We start from the raw sequence: 15491 nt of genomic DNA, 5'->3' as shown, positions 1-15491 counted from the left end.
CGAAGGAATTTCGATGAATCTGGCCTTGACCGACGAGGAGCTGGCGTTCCGCGACGAGATGCGAACGTTCTTCACCACGCAGATTCCGGCAGAGATCCGCGAGCGCTACGCGCGCGGCGAACAGCTCGGGAAAGAAGGCTTCACCGAGGTTCAGCGAATCCTCAATGCGAACGGGTTGGCGACGCCGCACTGGCCTGTGGAATGGGGTGGCAGGGACTGGACGCCGGTGCAGCACCACATCTGGCTCGACGAGTTGCAGCTCGCGTCGGTCCCAGAGCCGCTCGCCTTCAATGTAGGTATGGTCGGACCCGTCATCGCGGCATTCGGTTCGCAGGAGCAGAAGGAGAAGTTTCTTCCCCCGACGGCCAACCTCGACATCTGGTGGTGTCAAGGATTTTCCGAACCGGAGGCCGGTTCAGATCTGGCATCGCTGAAGACGCGTGCCGTCCGAGATGGTGACGACTACGTGATCAACGGCCAGAAGACGTGGACCACTTTGGCGCAGCACGCGGACTGGATCTTCTGTCTCGTCCGCACGAACCCGGATGCACCCAAGCGGCAAGCGGGCATCTCGTTCATTCTCGTGGACCTCGCCACGCCGGGGGTCACTGTGCGCCCGATCAAATTGATCGACGGTGGATACGAGGTCAACGAGGTCTTCTTCGAGGACGTGCGCGTGCCTGCCGAGAACCTTGTCGGCGAGGAGAATCAGGGCTGGAGCTACGCCAAGTTCCTACTCGGAAACGAACGTACCGGTGTCACGCGCCTCGGGTTCTCCAAAGTCCGGCTCGCGCAGGCGAAGGAGCGCGCCGCCGAGATCTCGGTAGGAGCGGGGACGCTTCTCGAAGATCCGTTGTTCGCCGCGCGGATCGCGGAACTCGAGAACGAGATCATTGCGCTCGAACTCACCCAGTTGCGCGTCGTCGCCAGTTCTGCGGACGGCAAGCCGAACCCGGCGTCGTCCCTGTTGAAGCTGCGTGGGTCGGAATTGCAGCAGGCCACACTCGAACTGCTCGCAGACATCGCGGGGCCGGATTCCCTCCCTGTCGAGGCCGGTGATGGCATCTCTTCACCGCTCTGGGCGCAGCGAACCGCCCCCACATACCTGAACTACCGCAAGGTTTCCATCTACAGCGGATCGAGCGAAGTGCAGCGCAGCATCATCGCCTCCTCGATCCTCGGATTGTGAGGCGTGACATGGACTTCGAACTGACTGACGAACAGAAGCTGTTGCGCGACACCACTCGCGAGCTGCTCGCGCGTAGCTACGACGCCGAAAAGCGCAATGCGGTAACGGACACCGAGCAGGGCTGGAGCCCGCAAGTGTGGAAGCAACTCGCTGAGGTGGGTTTGCTGGGACTGAGCTTTGCCGAGGAGGACGGCGGACTGGGCGCCGGACCTGTCGAGATCTCAGCGGTCATGACCGAGATCGGTCGCCATCTCGCTCCGGAACCCTTCCTCGATGCGGTGCTTGTGCCGGGCGGTTTGGTCGCGACGGCAGGCAGTAAGGAGCAGCGTCGGCGGATTCTCCCCGACGTGTCCGCCGGCAACTTCCTGCTCGCATTCGCCGACCGGGAGCCTGGTGTGCGCTGGCCGTCCACCCGAGTGTCCACGTCGGCGGTGCCAGAGGGTGATTCCTGGACCCTGACGGGAATCAAGAACCCCGTCTTGCAGGGTGGCGGCGCGAACGCACTCGTCGTCACGGCGGCCCTACCCGCCGGTGGAGTCGGTCTGTTCCTCGTCGATGCCGGCGCACCCGGTCTGACCCGCACCGCGTACGCGACCCACGACGGCCTACGCGCCGCGCAGGTCGAGCTTTCGAATACTCCTGCTGAGCCCCTCGGCGAGGGCGGCGATGCTTCGGCAGCGATCGAGGCTGCCGCCGTCCGAGCACAAGCTGCACTGTGCGCGGAGGCGGTTGGTGCCATGGAGGAAGCGCTGCGACTGACGACCGAGTATCTGAAGACGCGCAAGCAGTTCGGAGTCCCGATCGCGAAGTTCCAGGCCCTCACCCATCGCGCCGCCGACATGTACGTGCTGCTCGAGCTGGCCCGCAGCATGAGCCTCTACGCGACCATGTCGCTGGCCGACGGAATCGTGGACCCGGTGGTGGCATCCCGGGCAAAGCTGCAGATCGGCCGCTCCGCGCGGAAGATCGGGCAGGAGGCGATCCAGATGCACGGTGGGATAGGTATGACCGCCGAGTACCCCGTCGGGCACTATCTCAGCAGGTTGACCGCGATAGAGCACACACTCGGTAGCTCCGACGACCATCTGCGACTGCTCGGGTCATCAGTTTCGCTGGGGACCGTCGGCATCAACTAGAAATCCAGCCAAATCCAGTCATGCAAGCCGCCTGTGGGTACTTCTCGACCACGATCAGGCCGAGAAGTGCCCACAACGTGGCGGTCTCGGATCGGTATCGGATAGGTGGTTCCGACGTGTCGCGTGTCGGCCGCTGATGTGACCCGGCTAACGTACAGCGCGCAAACTGTCTTCGAACTCACGAGACATTTCAGTGGAGGAGCGCTGCTATGGGGTCCGGTCCAGTCAAAGCGATCGTGTGGAGCCTGCTCGTTGTGGGGCTCGTCGGTGCAGGCATCGGAATCTCGGAACTGCACGTCCACGTGACCGTCGCGTCGCTGATCGTCGCGTCGGTATCCGGCCTTGTCCTGCTGAAGATCCGCGCCGACGCACACCCGGAACTGCACAGTGACCGCCCGATGACCGTCGGGGAGCCGCGACGCGTGACCGTCGGCTGAGGCGCGGCGCGGGATCAGCTCCGACTACTCGAGTTCCCTCAGCGCTGTACTGCGATGGTCGATATTGGCCGCAGCGGTGAAGAATGCCTGCCGCCAGCCGGGGTCGCGAGTGTGGTCGGCGGCGGCGTAGAGCAGCGGCGCCGCAGAGAATGGAAAATGTGTCTCGGCGCTGCGGAGAATCGAATAGTGGCTGTGGCGCGAGAGCGGCCCGAGATCTGTCCCGGTTTCGGCGTGCCTGTCGGCAACGTCCCGTAGACGGCCGATCATCCGTTTTGCGAGTTCGAGCGGCCACGGGTGGGGGAGGCCGTCGACAAGAGTGATCCCGTCGACTCCGAGCAGGTAGGGATCAGCGCGCCCGGAGAGAATGTAGTCCAGCCGTTCGTGGGCGGGGACGATGGAAATCACGCGCCGCTCCGTCTTCCTGCCCTTGCGGAGCAGCAGTTCGGAGGCCCATTGCTGATTGCGCTGCAGCACAGTGGCGGTGGTCCATGCCTCCACCATCACCTCTCGCCACTGATCCTCGATCCGAATGTCGAACGCCGCGGCAGCAGAGCCGATCATGTTCTCCCACAACGATAGTGGAGCTGCCGTCACGACCACCCGCAACCACCAACTGCGGATCCCCTTGTTCTTGTAGTGGAAGTCCTCGATGCCGTCCCGGCGCGCGGAAGCATCGAGGGAACCGGGCATGTTCACGGCGAGGCGAGTACGCAACGGCTTCGTCTGGACGCGTACCCACATCCGGGCGCGGGCCGCCATTCGTGCGGCATACGCGGAGTTGGGTAACTGCCGGAGCAAGTGGACGGCGTGCCGGCGCACCTTGTGCGACCGATCATCGAGTGCGCGTTCGAGCAGCGCTTCATCCGAGTCGCCGAGCCCCGTTGCGAGTGCCGCGATGAAGGCTGCTCGGTGCTCGCCGCGTTCGGAGTCCCATGTGCGGTGCAGTTCGGCGGCCGCGGACGCTGGGTTGCTCGCACGCATCGAGCTGAACCACTCGAGGCGGTCGCGGTGTAGGCCGTGCCTCCACACGTCGTAGCGATCGGCCCCACGGGCCGGCGGCGCCCAATGCGGGTAGCGGGCGGCGAGCCACTGGGCGCGCGGACCGACGAGCCGCACGATGTCCTCGCGGTGCGTCTCGTTTGCGTCGGCGATTGCCATCAACTCGGCGACGAGAACATCCGGTGCACGGTATCCGCGCTCGGCAGCGGCTGCGAACCACTCCGGGAGCGTCCACGACCTGACGGCGAGCAATTCCATCAGATGGGCTGCGGAGGCCGGGGGCAGCTGCGGCCGAGGGTCGGAGAGATCCGGAGTCCGGCGCGCAACGAGTGCACGCGCATCGAGGGAAACGGATGCGATCTGTCTCTGCGGCCACGGCGACACCACGCCGTCACCGTAGGCGTTCGACCGGGCTCAGTGGGGGAGGGTGGACGAATGTCTGCCAAGTTGCGGATATACAGCCTTGTCTCGTGGAACGCTGTCGTTAGGTGCTACAGCGAGGAGGGCCGGTGATCCGCGGAAGGTACTTCGAGTTCAAGGGTCGTCCCGCCGTGCGGTTTCGGTGTTCGTATCCGTGCTCCGAGCAGAAGTTGTGGAAGGCTGTGTCCGAGCCGGACGAACTCGAGCACTGGTTCCCCTCGCGCGTCCGCATCGATCCCTACGCTGGTGGCGACATCGAGTTCTTCCCGGACCGACACGGGGATCCCGAATCGGGGATCGTTCTCGTCTACTGCGCCCCGCGCACCCTCGCGTTCACTTGGGCGCGCGACGAAATCCACTTCGAGGTCGAACCAGCGGCGCAGGGTTGCGTACTGACCCTGGTGAACGTCCTGGAGGTTCGCAACACCGCGGCACGCAACGCCGCAGGATGGAGTGTGTCTCTCACTAGCCTGAACCGGCATCTCGGCGGATCGAACGTGTCCGTCCACCGCGACGAAACGTCTTCGCAGTGGCGACCGTTCTATCAGACCTATCTTGCCGAGGGAATGCCGTCCGGCGCGTCGATCCCCGGAGATGCGGACTGACCGGTGGCGCGGAGGTCGGAGCCGAGGCGTTCGAACATACCCTCCACGTTCGACACCGGCTCGGTAGGTGCGTCGACAGCGACGTTCCGTCCGGTCCTCAGCCAGCCGGCTCGCAGCGAGGATGTCAGCCAGTTATCCAGTGCAGCTTGGGTTTCGAACTTCAACACAATCACGCAGATGTCGGATGTGCTGCTTTCCTTGAGCCATCCTCCGCCGAGGAATCCAGGGAACAATCGTGCCAGCCCGAGTCCGGTCTGGATCCAATCGGCGAATTCTGTGCCGCAACCAGCGAGGATTCGGCGCACGATGGTCGTGGTGACGTCACCCACAAGTTCGCTCGTTCGGGCGCTATCTGCCGTGTTCGCCATCGTCGTTTCCTCGGTCCTCACTTGCAAAAACTTGTGTCACCTTAATTTACCAGCGGTTTCGTGGCCTTGACCCGAAATTGGAACGGCACACCGGAAGGCGATGCACGATCCATTCACGCTGGTAGCCCTTGCAAAGCGAAACTGTTCTCCAATTGTGACCGTGTGGTTTTCGCAGGCTAGGGGTGTTGCGTCGCAGAGGGTAGCAGTATGAGCGTGACTTGGTATTCGTCGACGGAGATGTGACCACGGGTGATATCGGCCACGACAGTATCGGAGGCGAGGGCCGTGCGTGAGTATTTCAGTGCGCCGACATTCGCTGTCGCAACCCATGAGAACGCGGTATTGACGGTGTTCGCGCACGCCGAGAGTGACCCCGATCGCGTGATGTACTGCCGTGAGGAGTTTGCAGGCTGGGTGGACGTGACAGCCGCAGACTTTGCGGCGCTGGTCACCGGAGTTGCGAAGGGCCTTATCGCCATTGGCGTTCGACCGGGCGACCGAGTGGCCTTGCTGTCATCGACGCGATTCGAGTGGTCACTGCTCGACTACGCGATCTGGGCCGCGGGTGCGGTGTCCGTTCCGATTTACGAGTCGTCCTCACCTGATCAGATCCGTTGGATCATCGAGGATTCAGGCGCTGTGGCGGCTCTGGTCGAGACGTCCGCCAACGCGTCGAGCTTCGATGACGTCATCCCGTACACGCTCAGTCGCGTCCTCACGATCGACGACGATGCGGTGGGCACGCTCATCAAGGACGGGCGGTCGATCGACGACTTCGAGGTGTTCAACCGCGTGCTGGCCCTGACCGCGGACGATCCGGCGTCGCTGGTGTACACATCGGGGACCACGGGACGGCCCAAGGGTTGCATCCTCACACACCGGAACTTCCTCTCGGAGGTGCAGGCGCTGCTCGCTGCCCCGTTCGGTGACGTCGCCCGGCCGGGCAACCACGTGCTGATGTTCCTTCCGCTGGCACACATCCTGGCGCGTGCAGTGTCGCTAGCGATGTTCGAGGCAGGCGCGACGCAGGTACATCTTCCGGACATCGACGCGGTCACTGGCGAGTTCGAGCGTTTCCGACCCAAGATGATCCTCGGTATTCCCCCCGTATTCGAGAAGATTCGAGACGGTGCCGCACGGAAGGCGGCCTCGGCCGGGCCTCTGCGGAAGAGGATCTTCGAGTTTGCCGAAAAGACGGCGATCGCATGCAGCGAAGCCTCCGGCAAGGACAGCCTGCCTGTGCGTCTCCGGCTCGAACGAGTAGTCGCGAACATGCTCGTCTACTCCAAGCTCCGCGCATCTCTGGGCGGCGACTGCTGGTGGGCGATCTCCGGTGGCGGAGCACTCGCGCCCAGCGTCGGTCACTTCTTTCGCGGGATGGGACTTCCGGTTTTCGAGGGGTACGGACTCACCGAATCCACCGCCGCGGTTTGCGCGAACACCCCAGGCGCGCAGAAGATCGGGACCGCCGGTAGGCCACTCGACGGCTGCAGCGTACGCATCGCTGGGGACGGCGAGATCGAACTACGCGGCGCTGTCGTCTTCGACGGGTATTGGCGCAACGAGAGGGCCACCGAGGAAGCGTTCGACGACGGCTGGTTCCGGACTGGTGATCTCGGCATCTTGGACGAGGAAGGCTATCTCACCGTCACCGGGTGCAAGAAGGATCTCATGGTCACTTCGAGTGGTGAGAACGTGTCGCCAGGTCCGCTCGAAGACAGGCTGCGCGCGCACCCACTGATCTCGCAGGCGGTGGTGGTCGGGGACGGCCGGCCGTTCGTCGGCGCCCTGCTGGCCGTCGATCCGTTCGAATTCGAGCAGTGGAAGTTTACGCACGGCGAGCCGGCGGACGTCTCTGCGATCGACCTGTGGGACAACGAGGAGTTGCGCGCGGATCTTCAGGATGCCGTCAACGATGCGAACACCACCGTCCCCCTCTCCACTTCGATCAAGCGATTCGTCATCCTCGATCGGGCACTCACCGAGGCAGAGGGAGACCTGACTGCCACGTCGAAGATCAAGCGCCGGGTGGTGCTCGAACGTCTTGCCGACGACATCGCGAGCCTGTATCGGATGGGTTGACGGGCTACCGTGGCGGCATGACCACAGCTTTCGTTCTGTCGGGGGGAGCGAGCCTCGGTGCCATCGAGGTCGGGATGTTGCAGACCCTGATCGACCGGGGCATTCGGCCCGACCTCATCGTCGGTTCCTCGGTCGGCGCGCTCAACGGCGCGTGGCTCGCGGGGGGATCCTCCGAGCAGGATCTTCGTGAACTGGCGGACCTGTGGCGTGGGCTCGAGCGCAGCGCGGTGTTCCCTGCCACGTGGCTCACAGGTTTCACCGGATTCATCGGTGTCCGGAACCATCTGGTGTCCAACCACGCCATAAGGCGTCTGTTGGCGAAACACCTCCGCTTCGAGCGGATGGAGTCCGCGTCCATCCCACTGCACGTCGTCGCCACCGATGTGCTCACCGGCAAGGATGTTCGCCTCTCGACGGGCCCAGCCATCGACGCCGTCACAGCCAGTGCGTCACTGCCGGGAATACTCCCACCCGTAGTGATCGACGGTCGGTCGCTGATGGACGGCGGAGTCGTCAACAACACGCCCATCTCCCATGCAATCGAACTGGGCGCCACCACGGTGTGGGTTCTGCCGACCGGATACGCCTGCACGTTGTCGAAGGTCCCGCGAAGCGCCCTCGGTATGGGATTGCTCGGGGTGACTCTCGCGGTCAATCAGCGGCTTGCGCTGGATATCGAGCGGTACGAGAACGTCGCCGATATTCGGGTCGTGCCGCCGCTGTGCCCGTTGGACACGAGTCCGGCTGACTTCGGCAACGCCGACGAACTGATCACGCGGGCCCGAGAGGAGACTGCCATGTGGCTCGACGAGGATCACATCGTCGACAGGCAGGCCATTCTGTTGATGCCGCACACGCATCGGTAGCCCTGCCATCCTCCGAACACAGGAAGAGATCAGCGGCATCCTGGGGCCACGGGAACTCCCGCGAGCCGTTCGTCGATCCAGTGCATCAACTCCGGCAATGCGAACCATGCTGCGGTGACGTGCTCGCCGATCTGCGGGGAGTAGGTGATGTTGCCTCCTGCGCGACACCATTCCTGCTGCAGGGAGATCGCCTCTTCTTCGGGTATGAACTCATCACCCAGAAACACCCGAGACGACCCGTGATAGAGGAGTACCGGCGTCGTCGGGGCGGATGCGCCCAGCTTGTTCTCTGCGACGATCATTCTGCCCGTCGGGGTGTCGAACGGGTCGGGCACCGTCGCGAGCGTTTCGACGGGGAGCATGGACACACCGCCCAGTTCGAGTGTCGTCACGCACTGGTCTTTGAGTGGTGACGCCGCGAGGAGAACACCCAACGGGTTTGCCAACTCCAGCATTTCGGGATACTCGCGGGTGAGCCCGAGCACGGCAGAGAGATACAGACCCGAACCGAGCTGACCGTCCATCGTTTTTCTCAGCGGCCCGAAATCGGCGGGAGTCCCGCCGGCGGCAGCCCCGGCCAGTTCGACGTCGGGAGCGTATGACGGTTGCAATTGCGCTGCCCATCCGGTGGCGATCGCACCTCCGCTGTAGCCGGCGATGACGACGGGACTCTTCGACAGGCCGAGTCCGGTCAGGTGCTTCATACCGCGAATGCTGTCGAGTACGGCGTGCCCGGCCATGCGACCCGCGCTGTATGCCATCCTCGGCCCCTCGTGGTCGGGGACGAGTACCGCGTAGTTCTTCGCCAGGAGCAACGCCGGCACGGGCGGATCGAGGTCGGGGGCATTCGAGCCGTGCACCATTTTGTACGAGGGGGTGCATTTCGCGCCCAGGGAATCGATGGGCATGTTGTAGACGACGACCGGGCGAGGGCCGGGGCCCGTCCACGCTTCGGCCGGGACCAGTAGCGTCGCGGTCACCGGGACCGGCCGGTCCTTCGAATCGTTGGAACGCACCATGACCTGGTATGCCTGGTGTGCTGTTGATGTGGCAGGGAACCCGAGGGTTGTGACTTCGCGCGAGCGAATGATCTCGCCGGCCTCGTACTGTCCGACATTCGGTGGCCACGAAAAGAAGTCGTCGTTCTGGATGGGGGACGGCAAGATGGAATCGGGTCCGAGTGGCTGGGCGCCGGAAGGAGGCGGGGGTGCGGACACGAGTGCGGCGAATGTAGAGATCAGTAGCAGGCCTACTGCATGAAGCAGCTTCATCGAGCACCACCGATTCAACGTACCGAGGCAATCGCCTCCCTCCGCAAACTTCGTTCTCGGTTGTACTCCACTCCGCAGACACAAGCACGGACGGCGTTCTCGTCGACGGACGGCTGCTGCGACTGCGCTGCGGTGTCAGTGACAGCCCGGAGCCACGGCAACGCCCGCTAGTCGTTCGTCCATCCAATGCACGACCTCGGGTAGCGCGAGCACCGCTGCGGTGATGTGTTCGCCGAACTGCGGGGAATAGGTGACGTCGGCCCCACCGCGACACCACTCTTGCTGCAGGGCGATCACTCCTTCTTCCGGAATCCACTCGTCACCGAGGAACACCCTCGAGGACCCGTGGTAGAGCAGCACCGGAGCACTCGGGACGAGCGCGCCCATCCTGTTCTCGGCGACCACCGCTCGGGCCGTCGGAGAGTTGAACGGGTCGGGCGTGGCCGCTATGACTTCGGCAGGTAGCGAAGCGATGCCGGCCGGTGCAATGGTGAGGCTGCACTGGTCCTTGAGCATCGACGTCGCCAGGAGAACGCCCAGCGGATTCGTCAGCACCAGCATTTCGGGATACTCACGGGCAAGTCCGAGAACTGCGGCCAGATACAGGCCCGAACCGATCTGACCGTTCAATGTCTTGCGCAGCAGCCCGAAATCGGCGGGAGTCCCGCCGGCGGCGACCCCGACCAGTTCGGCGTCGGGGGCATACGACGGTTGTAGTTGCGCCGCCCATCCGGTGGCGATCGCACCTCCGCTGTAGCCGGTGGCGACGACGGGGCTATCTGACAAACCGAGTTCGGTCAGCCTTTTCATGCCGCGAATGCTGTCGAGCACGGCGTGCCCGGCCATGCGTCCGGCGCTGTATGCCATTCTCGGCCCTTGGTGGTCGGTAACGAGAACCGCGTAGTTCTTCGAGAGGAACAAGGACAGAACGGGCGGGATGTCGATATCGAGGTTCTGCCAGTCGTGCAGCATTCGGTACGAGGGTGTGCAGTGCGCGCCCAGAGAATCGATGGGCATGTTGTAGGCGATCACGGGTCGGGGCCCGGGCGCAGTCCACGAAGCGGTGGGGACCAGTAGCGTCGCGGTCACCGGGACCGGCCGGTCCTTCGAATCGTTCGAACGCACCATGATCTGGAAGGCCCGGTTATCTACCAGCGTGTTCGGGAACGAGCGGAGGGCAACCTCCCTCGAGCGGATGATTTCGCCCGGCTCGTACTCCTCCACGTTCGGTGGCCACAAGAAAAAGTCATCGTCCTGGATGGGGGTCGGCGATATGGACCCTGGTCCAAGTGGCCTGGCGAAACTGTGCAGGGGATACACGGACACGAGCGCGGCGGCACAGGTGGAGACCGTCAGCAGGACTACCGAACGAAACAGCCTCATCGCTACCACCACGAAACGTGTCGAGGAGACCACCCAGTCTGTAAATTGTAAGGCCGGTCATACCACTTGTGTTGGCGGAACGACGGTTGGCGTTCGTTTTGGTGGATGGATGGTTACTTTGGCTAATGTGGCTGCATGGCGGTCACGGTGGAACGCGCGGTGCTGGATCAGGCCGAAGACATCGTTCAGATGCACTGGGATGCAGAAGATTGGATCCGAGAAAAAGAGCTTGATCTACCGGCCCGCGGCGACGTTTCTCTCGCAGACGTGCGTGAGCAGATCGAACTCGGACAATGGCAGGTCGCGTTGTTCGCCGGAATCGTCGTCGGTGCGCTGCGGGTGCTGCGATCCGATCCGGAGGTCTGGATCGACGACGGCATCCCGGCCACTTACGTCGCCCGCGTAATGACCGATCGGAAGCACGCCAGTGCCGGACTCGGTGCGCTGTTGCTTCGGGTAGTTGACGATCAGGCCCGTGCGGAGAACGTGTCCGTCGTCCGGCTCGAGTGCGTGGAGACGAATGTGCGACTGCGCGACTACTACGAGCAGCAAGGGTTCTTCAGAGTGGGCCGCCGCGACTTCGAGGTGGACTGGCCGAGCGTCTTGTTGATGGAAAAGTACCTCCCCTGACGAGGAGAGGGGAGCCGTCGGGCGCAGGCGGCCGTCAAAGCGGGTCGAGAATGCGGTGCAGGAACTGCCGCAGGCGGGGTTCGGTCGGATTTGTCAGGACGTCTTTCGGTACGCCTCGTTCGAGCACGACACCGTGGTCCATGAACAGCACCTGATCGGCCACCTGCTGTGCGAACCGAATTTCGTGGGTGACGATCACCATCGTCCAGCCCTCGTTCGCGAGATCTCTGATTACGCGTAGCACCTCACCGACCAGTTCAGGATCGAGTGCGGACGTGGGCTCGTCGAACAACATCAGTTTCGGTCTCAGTGCGAGGGCTCGCGCGATCCCGACTCTTTGTTGCTGACCGCCGGACAGTTGGTACGGATACTGGTCCGCCTTCGGCGCGAGGCCGACGTGGGTCAGCAATTCCATCGCGTCCGTGCGAGCCTCGTCCTTGGGCCGCTTCTGGACCACGACCGGCCCTTCCATGACGTTCTGGATCGCCGTCTTGTGCGGAAACAGGTTGTGAGACTGGAAGACCATGCCGCTCTGCGCGCGGAATCGTGCGAGCGCCGCCCTGCCGACATCGGCACCGAAGTCAACCGATTCGTCGCCGATCGAGATCACGCCGCTGTCCGCCCTGTCGAGCGCATTCAATGTCCGAAGCAGCGTGGTCTTGCCGGACCCGGAAGGCCCGATGATGGCGAGGACTGTTCCCTGCGCGACGTCGAAGCTGATGCCCTGCAGGACGCGATGGTCGCCGAAAGACTTTTCGACGCTGGAGACCTGGAGCAGGGGAGGAGTGTCGGTCATCTTGCCACATACCTGTCGAGTCGGGCCTCGAGCCGACCTTGGACAGCCGACAAGAAGATGCAGATCACCCAGTAATACAGCGCGGCGACGCCGTATAGGGCGAAGAAGTCGAACGTCGGTGCTGCGGCGAGTTGGGCGACGCGAAGCAACTCGGTGACCAGGATCGTCGACGCCAGCGAGGTGTCCTTCAACAGCGAGATCAATGTGTTGGACAGCGGGGGTACGGCAACCCGCGCCGCCTGCGGCAACACGATCCGCTGCAGTGTGGTGGCATAGCCCATGCCGATGGTCTGTGCCGCCTCCCACTGGCCCTTGGGAATCGAAAGAATCGCCGACCGGATCACTTCGGCCGCGTAGCCGCCTACGTTGAGGCTGAAGGCGACCACCGCCGCGGGGAAGGGATCGATAATCACACCGAACTGCGGTAGCGCGTAGAACACGATGAACAGCTGCACCAGCAGAGGGGTGCCCCGGATGATCGAGATGTAGAAGCGCGCAAGGATCGACAACGGTCGGATCGACGAAATGCGCGCCAGCGCGACCAGTAACGCGATGACGAGTCCGAGCACGAAGCTGATGATCGTCAGCGGGATCGTCATCGTGACGGTGGCCTTCAGCATCGGCCACAGGTTGTCCAGGATCAACTGGACAGTTGCGTCGTTCACGCGCGAACCGGCTCAGCTACCTGAACTCGGCGACGAGACGTCGGTACCGAAGTACTTCTCCGAAATCTGGGCGAGTGTTCCGTCGGCCCGCAGTTCTTCGAGCGCCCGGTCGACGTCGGGAATCAACCCGCTGTCCTTGCGGGCGGCGAAGGCCTGCTCGCTGGTGTCGCCGGTGTCGGCGACGACCCTCACACCTGAGTCTCCGGTCTGCTTCTCGTACTCGCCCACGGCCAGGTTGTCGTTGACGGTGGCGTCCACGCGGCCATCCTTCAGCAGCGTGATGGCCTGCACGAAACCCTCCACGGATTCGACGTTGGCGCCCGCGTCTCGGGCGACTTGCGCCCAGTTACTCGTCGCCGACTGCGCTGTGGTCTTGCCGGCGAGATCGGAAAGGGACGTGATCGAGGTGTCGTCGGCTCGGGTGACGATGACCCCCTCGGAAACTGTGTACGGCGTCGACATGTCGTATCTCTCGGCACGTTCGTCGTTGACAGTCACCTGGTTGGCCACGAGGTCGTACCGGCCGGCTTCGAGTCCGGCGAAGAGGGAGTCCCAGGGGCTCTGGGTGAACTCGACGGAGACGCCGAGCTTGTCGCCGACTGCACGGGCGACGTCCACGTCGTATCCGGTCAGTTGACCATCGGCGCCCTGGTAGCTGAACGGCGTGTACGTACCTTCGGTCCCGACCTTCAGGACGCCCGAGGCGCGTACCTGGTCGATGACCGGACCCGAGTCGGAGCTGCCACACGCTGCCAGCGACAACGCGGTCAAGACAGCGATCGTTGCAGCCGGTAGTGTGCGTCGCACGGTGTTTCCTCCTCGTTTAGCCAGACGAGCCCACCGTACTCGACCAATGTAGTGGTCGGAGACAGAGAGGCCGCGCCGCAAATCGATCTCTCGATGCGGCTCGCACTCGTGTACCGACTCAGTTGGTCGGCGACGAGACGTCGGTGCCGAAGTATTTCTCCGAAATCTGGGCGAGTGTTCCGTCGGCCCGCAGCTCTTCGAGCGCCCGGTCGGCGTCGGGAATCAACCCGCTGTCCTTGCGGGCGGCGAAGGCCTGCTCGCTGGTGTCACCGGTGTAAGCAGCCATTCTCAGGCCTGTGTCTCCGGTCCGATTCTCGTATTCGTCGATCACGAGGTTGTCGTTGACGTGGGCGTCTACGCGGCCGTCTTTGAGCAGCATGATGGCCTGCACGAAACCTGAGACGATTTCGACGTTGGCACCCGCATCTCTCGCGACCTGCGCCCAATTGCACGTCGCCGCCTGTGCCGCGGTCTTGCCGTCGAGACCTGCAACCGACGTGATCGAGGTGTCGTCCGCGCGGGTGATGATGACTCCCTCGGAGAATGTGTACGGTATCGACAGGTCATACCGCTGGGCGCGTTCGGCGCTGACTGCCACCTGGTTGGCCACGAGGTCGTATCGTCCGGCTTCGAGTCCGGCGAAGAGCGAGTCCCAGGGGCTCTGGGTGAACTCGACGGAGACGCCGAGTTTGTCGCCGATTGCACGGGCGACGTCCACGTCGTACCCGGTCAGTTGACCATCGGCGCCCTGGTAGCTGAACGGCGTGTACGTACCCTCGGTGCCGACTCGCAGCACTCCCGACGCGCGTACCTGGTCGATGCCAGGACCCGAATCGGGGTTGCTGCAGGCGGCCAGCGCGACGAGGACGGCGATCGCTGCCGCTGGAAGCGTGCGTTGCACGAGTCCGCTCCTCACGAGGCAGATCAGCTCACTTTCGTGTTTGCAATGGGCGGAGCTTCCGATCGAGTTGTCATCTGCCCATGGCGTCGTGCAGGTAGGCGAGGTCTTCGGCGAGCCCCTCTTCCGGGGTTTCGAGGACCACGGGAGCGTCGGCGGTCCGCGCGACTTCCACGAGCAGTTCGGGGTCGATGGTCCCGCTCGCGAGATTTGCGTGCCGGTCGCGTGCGGAGCCGAAGTCGTCGCGGGAGTTGTTCAGGTGCACCAGGTCGATGCGCCCGGTGATCGCTTTGACGCGTTCGGCCACACCGACCAGATCTTCTCCGCCCGCCCAGGCATGGCAGGTGTCGAGGCAGAATCCAGCACCGAAGTCGCCGACCTGCTGCCACAACCGGTCTAGGGCGTCGAAGTGTCGCGCCATCGCGAAGTCGCCGCCGGCAGTGTTCTCGATGAGGATCGGGACGGGGAATCCTCCTTGGTCCGCCTGGCGTTCGAAGAGTTTGCGCCAGTTCATGATCCCCTCGTTCGTATCCTCGCCTTCGCGGACGTGCCCGCCGTGGACGACCAGTCCCAACGCGCCGATGTCGGCGGCGGCCTCGGCCTGCTGGGCCACGGCTTTGCGCGAGGGAATCCGGAGCCGGTTGTTGAGGCTCGCGACGTTGATCACGTATGACGAGTGCACGACGGCGTCGATGGGGCTGTTGCGGATCTCCTCGGTGCGAGGATGTGGTTCTGGCTTGTTCCACTTCTGCGGATCGGTGAGAAACATCTGCACGACGTCGGCGCCGAGTTGCTCGCCGTATCCGATCGGATCCCCGTCCTGCCGGGCGTGTACTCCTATGCGCATGTCATCCAGGGTAGGTGGGGGTGATCGAGGCCACGCTGCTTCCAGGACGGTCGGGCAAGGCTGGGTGAGCCGGCCCGCGTGCCACCGGAGGA

16 protein-coding genes are annotated in these 15491 nt (G+C 63.8%); 7 read left to right on the top strand and 9 right to left on the bottom strand.

The features are described 5' to 3' along the window. Nucleotides 1–13: 13 nt before the first annotated feature. The 3 genes from BFN03_RS12065 to BFN03_RS12055 all read left to right on the top strand — a co-directional run bounded on the left by BFN03_RS12065 (nucleotide 14) and on the right by BFN03_RS12055 (nucleotide 2762). Nucleotides 14–1189, top strand: a complete 1176-nt coding sequence (locus BFN03_RS12065) for an acyl-CoA dehydrogenase family protein (protein WP_070379197.1) — start codon at nucleotides 14–16, stop codon at nucleotides 1187–1189. A gap of 8 nt (nucleotides 1190–1197) precedes the next feature. Then, on the top strand, nucleotides 1198–2325 hold the full coding sequence (locus tag BFN03_RS12060; RefSeq protein WP_070379196.1) for an acyl-CoA dehydrogenase family protein: 1128 nt from the start codon (nucleotides 1198–1200) through the stop codon (nucleotides 2323–2325). Between the two features lie 209 nt (nucleotides 2326–2534). Beyond that, nucleotides 2535–2762, top strand: a complete 228-nt coding sequence (locus tag BFN03_RS12055; protein ID WP_070379195.1) for a hypothetical protein — start codon at nucleotides 2535–2537, stop codon at nucleotides 2760–2762. Nucleotides 2763–2786: 24 nt separating this feature from the next. Here the strand turns inward: BFN03_RS12055 and BFN03_RS12050 are convergent, their stop codons facing one another. After that, nucleotides 2787–4148, bottom strand: a complete 1362-nt coding sequence (locus tag BFN03_RS12050) for a DUF5691 domain-containing protein (protein ID WP_232320243.1) — start codon at nucleotides 4146–4148, stop codon at nucleotides 2787–2789. A 122-nt stretch (nucleotides 4149–4270) separates the two neighbouring features. Here BFN03_RS12050 and BFN03_RS12045 point away from each other — a divergent pair, with 122 nt between their 5' ends. Continuing rightward, nucleotides 4271–4786 carry an SRPBCC family protein gene (locus BFN03_RS12045; protein ID WP_070379194.1) on the top strand — a complete coding sequence of 172 codons (516 nt, stop codon included), beginning with the start codon at nucleotides 4271–4273 and terminating at the stop codon, nucleotides 4784–4786. On the opposite strand, the gene BFN03_RS12040 is transcribed toward BFN03_RS12045, so the two are convergent. Beyond that, a complete protein-coding gene (locus BFN03_RS12040) occupies nucleotides 4732–5154 on the bottom strand; it encodes a hypothetical protein (protein WP_070379193.1) in 423 nt (140 codons plus the stop codon). The two genes, BFN03_RS12045 and BFN03_RS12040, sit on opposite strands and share 55 nt — an antisense overlap. Nucleotides 5155–5439: 285 nt before the next feature. Between BFN03_RS12040 and BFN03_RS12035 the strand changes: the two genes are divergently transcribed. Together BFN03_RS12035 and BFN03_RS12030 are read left to right on the top strand one after the other, a co-directional pair. Continuing rightward, entirely contained in the window at nucleotides 5440–7236 is a 1797-nt protein-coding gene (locus BFN03_RS12035; RefSeq protein WP_070379192.1) for an AMP-dependent synthetase/ligase, read from the top strand. Nucleotides 7237–7253: 17 nt separating this feature from the next. Next, on the top strand, nucleotides 7254–8102 hold the full coding sequence (locus BFN03_RS12030) for a patatin-like phospholipase family protein (RefSeq protein WP_070379191.1): 849 nt from the start codon (nucleotides 7254–7256) through the stop codon (nucleotides 8100–8102). A 29-nt stretch (nucleotides 8103–8131) separates the two neighbouring features. Here BFN03_RS12030 and BFN03_RS12025 read toward each other — a convergent pair whose 3' ends face one another. After that, complete coding sequence (locus tag BFN03_RS12025; protein ID WP_070379190.1) at nucleotides 8132–9373, bottom strand: lipase family protein; 1242 nt, start codon at nucleotides 9371–9373, stop codon at nucleotides 8132–8134. A gap of 135 nt (nucleotides 9374–9508) precedes the next feature. Next, nucleotides 9509–10756 (bottom strand): lipase family protein, encoded by a 1248-nt coding sequence (locus tag BFN03_RS12020; RefSeq protein ID WP_070379189.1) that lies wholly within the window; start codon nucleotides 10754–10756, stop codon nucleotides 9509–9511. Nucleotides 10757–10891: 135 nt separating this feature from the next. Here BFN03_RS12020 and BFN03_RS12015 point away from each other — a divergent pair, with 135 nt between their 5' ends. Beyond that, the gene (locus tag BFN03_RS12015; protein ID WP_070379188.1) at nucleotides 10892–11386 is read left to right on the top strand and encodes a GNAT family N-acetyltransferase; all 495 of its coding nucleotides are present in this window, start codon (nucleotides 10892–10894) and stop codon (nucleotides 11384–11386) included. A gap of 34 nt (nucleotides 11387–11420) precedes the next feature. Here BFN03_RS12015 and BFN03_RS12010 read toward each other — a convergent pair whose 3' ends face one another. The 5 genes from BFN03_RS12010 to BFN03_RS11990 form a co-directional block, all read right to left on the bottom strand. Beyond that, on the bottom strand, nucleotides 11421–12182 hold the full coding sequence (locus BFN03_RS12010) for an amino acid ABC transporter ATP-binding protein (protein WP_070379187.1): 762 nt from the start codon (nucleotides 12180–12182) through the stop codon (nucleotides 11421–11423). Further along, on the bottom strand, nucleotides 12179–12847 hold the full coding sequence (locus BFN03_RS12005; protein ID WP_070379186.1) for an amino acid ABC transporter permease: 669 nt from the start codon (nucleotides 12845–12847) through the stop codon (nucleotides 12179–12181). The genes BFN03_RS12010 and BFN03_RS12005 overlap by 4 nt, the downstream gene beginning before the upstream one ends. 12 nt (nucleotides 12848–12859) lie before the next feature. Then, nucleotides 12860–13654 carry an amino acid ABC transporter substrate-binding protein gene (locus BFN03_RS12000; protein WP_070379185.1) on the bottom strand — a complete coding sequence of 265 codons (795 nt, stop codon included), beginning with the start codon at nucleotides 13652–13654 and terminating at the stop codon, nucleotides 12860–12862. Between the two features lie 118 nt (nucleotides 13655–13772). Then, nucleotides 13773–14555, bottom strand: a complete 783-nt coding sequence (locus tag BFN03_RS11995; RefSeq protein WP_070380866.1) for an amino acid ABC transporter substrate-binding protein — start codon at nucleotides 14553–14555, stop codon at nucleotides 13773–13775. A gap of 70 nt (nucleotides 14556–14625) precedes the next feature. Next, on the bottom strand, nucleotides 14626–15399 hold the full coding sequence (locus BFN03_RS11990; protein ID WP_070379184.1) for a deoxyribonuclease IV: 774 nt from the start codon (nucleotides 15397–15399) through the stop codon (nucleotides 14626–14628). Nucleotides 15400–15491 lie beyond the last annotated feature (92 nt).

The organism is Rhodococcus sp. WMMA185 (assembly GCF_001767395.1).
Lineage (GTDB): Bacteria > Actinomycetota > Actinomycetes > Mycobacteriales > Mycobacteriaceae > Rhodococcus_F.
This window is presented reverse-complemented; position numbering and strand designations above follow the sequence as displayed.

Bases quoted from the DNA above. Each gene is read 5' to 3' on its own strand.
- BFN03_RS12025 (WP_070379190.1), bottom strand. From the start codon at position 9,373: ATGAAGCTGCTTCATGCAGTAGGCCTGCTACTGATCTCTACATTCGCC.
- BFN03_RS12055 (WP_070379195.1), top strand. From the start codon at position 2,535: ATGGGGTCCGGTCCAGTCAAAGCGATCGTGTGGAGCCTGCTCGTTGTG.
- BFN03_RS12030 (WP_070379191.1), top strand. From the start codon at position 7,254: ATGACCACAGCTTTCGTTCTGTCGGGGGGAGCGAGCCTCGGTGCCATC.
- BFN03_RS12060 (WP_070379196.1), top strand. From the start codon at position 1,198: ATGGACTTCGAACTGACTGACGAACAGAAGCTGTTGCGCGACACCACT.
- BFN03_RS11990 (WP_070379184.1), bottom strand. From the start codon at position 15,399: ATGCGCATAGGAGTACACGCCCGGCAGGACGGGGATCCGATCGGATAC.
- BFN03_RS12020 (WP_070379189.1), bottom strand. From the start codon at position 10,756: ATGAGGCTGTTTCGTTCGGTAGTCCTGCTGACGGTCTCCACCTGTGCC.
- BFN03_RS12040 (WP_070379193.1), bottom strand. From the start codon at position 5,154: ATGGCGAACACGGCAGATAGCGCCCGAACGAGCGAACTTGTGGGTGAC.
- BFN03_RS12065 (WP_070379197.1), top strand. From the start codon at position 14: ATGAATCTGGCCTTGACCGACGAGGAGCTGGCGTTCCGCGACGAGATG.
- BFN03_RS12015 (WP_070379188.1), top strand. From the start codon at position 10,892: ATGGCGGTCACGGTGGAACGCGCGGTGCTGGATCAGGCCGAAGACATC.
- BFN03_RS12010 (WP_070379187.1), bottom strand. From the start codon at position 12,182: ATGACCGACACTCCTCCCCTGCTCCAGGTCTCCAGCGTCGAAAAGTCT.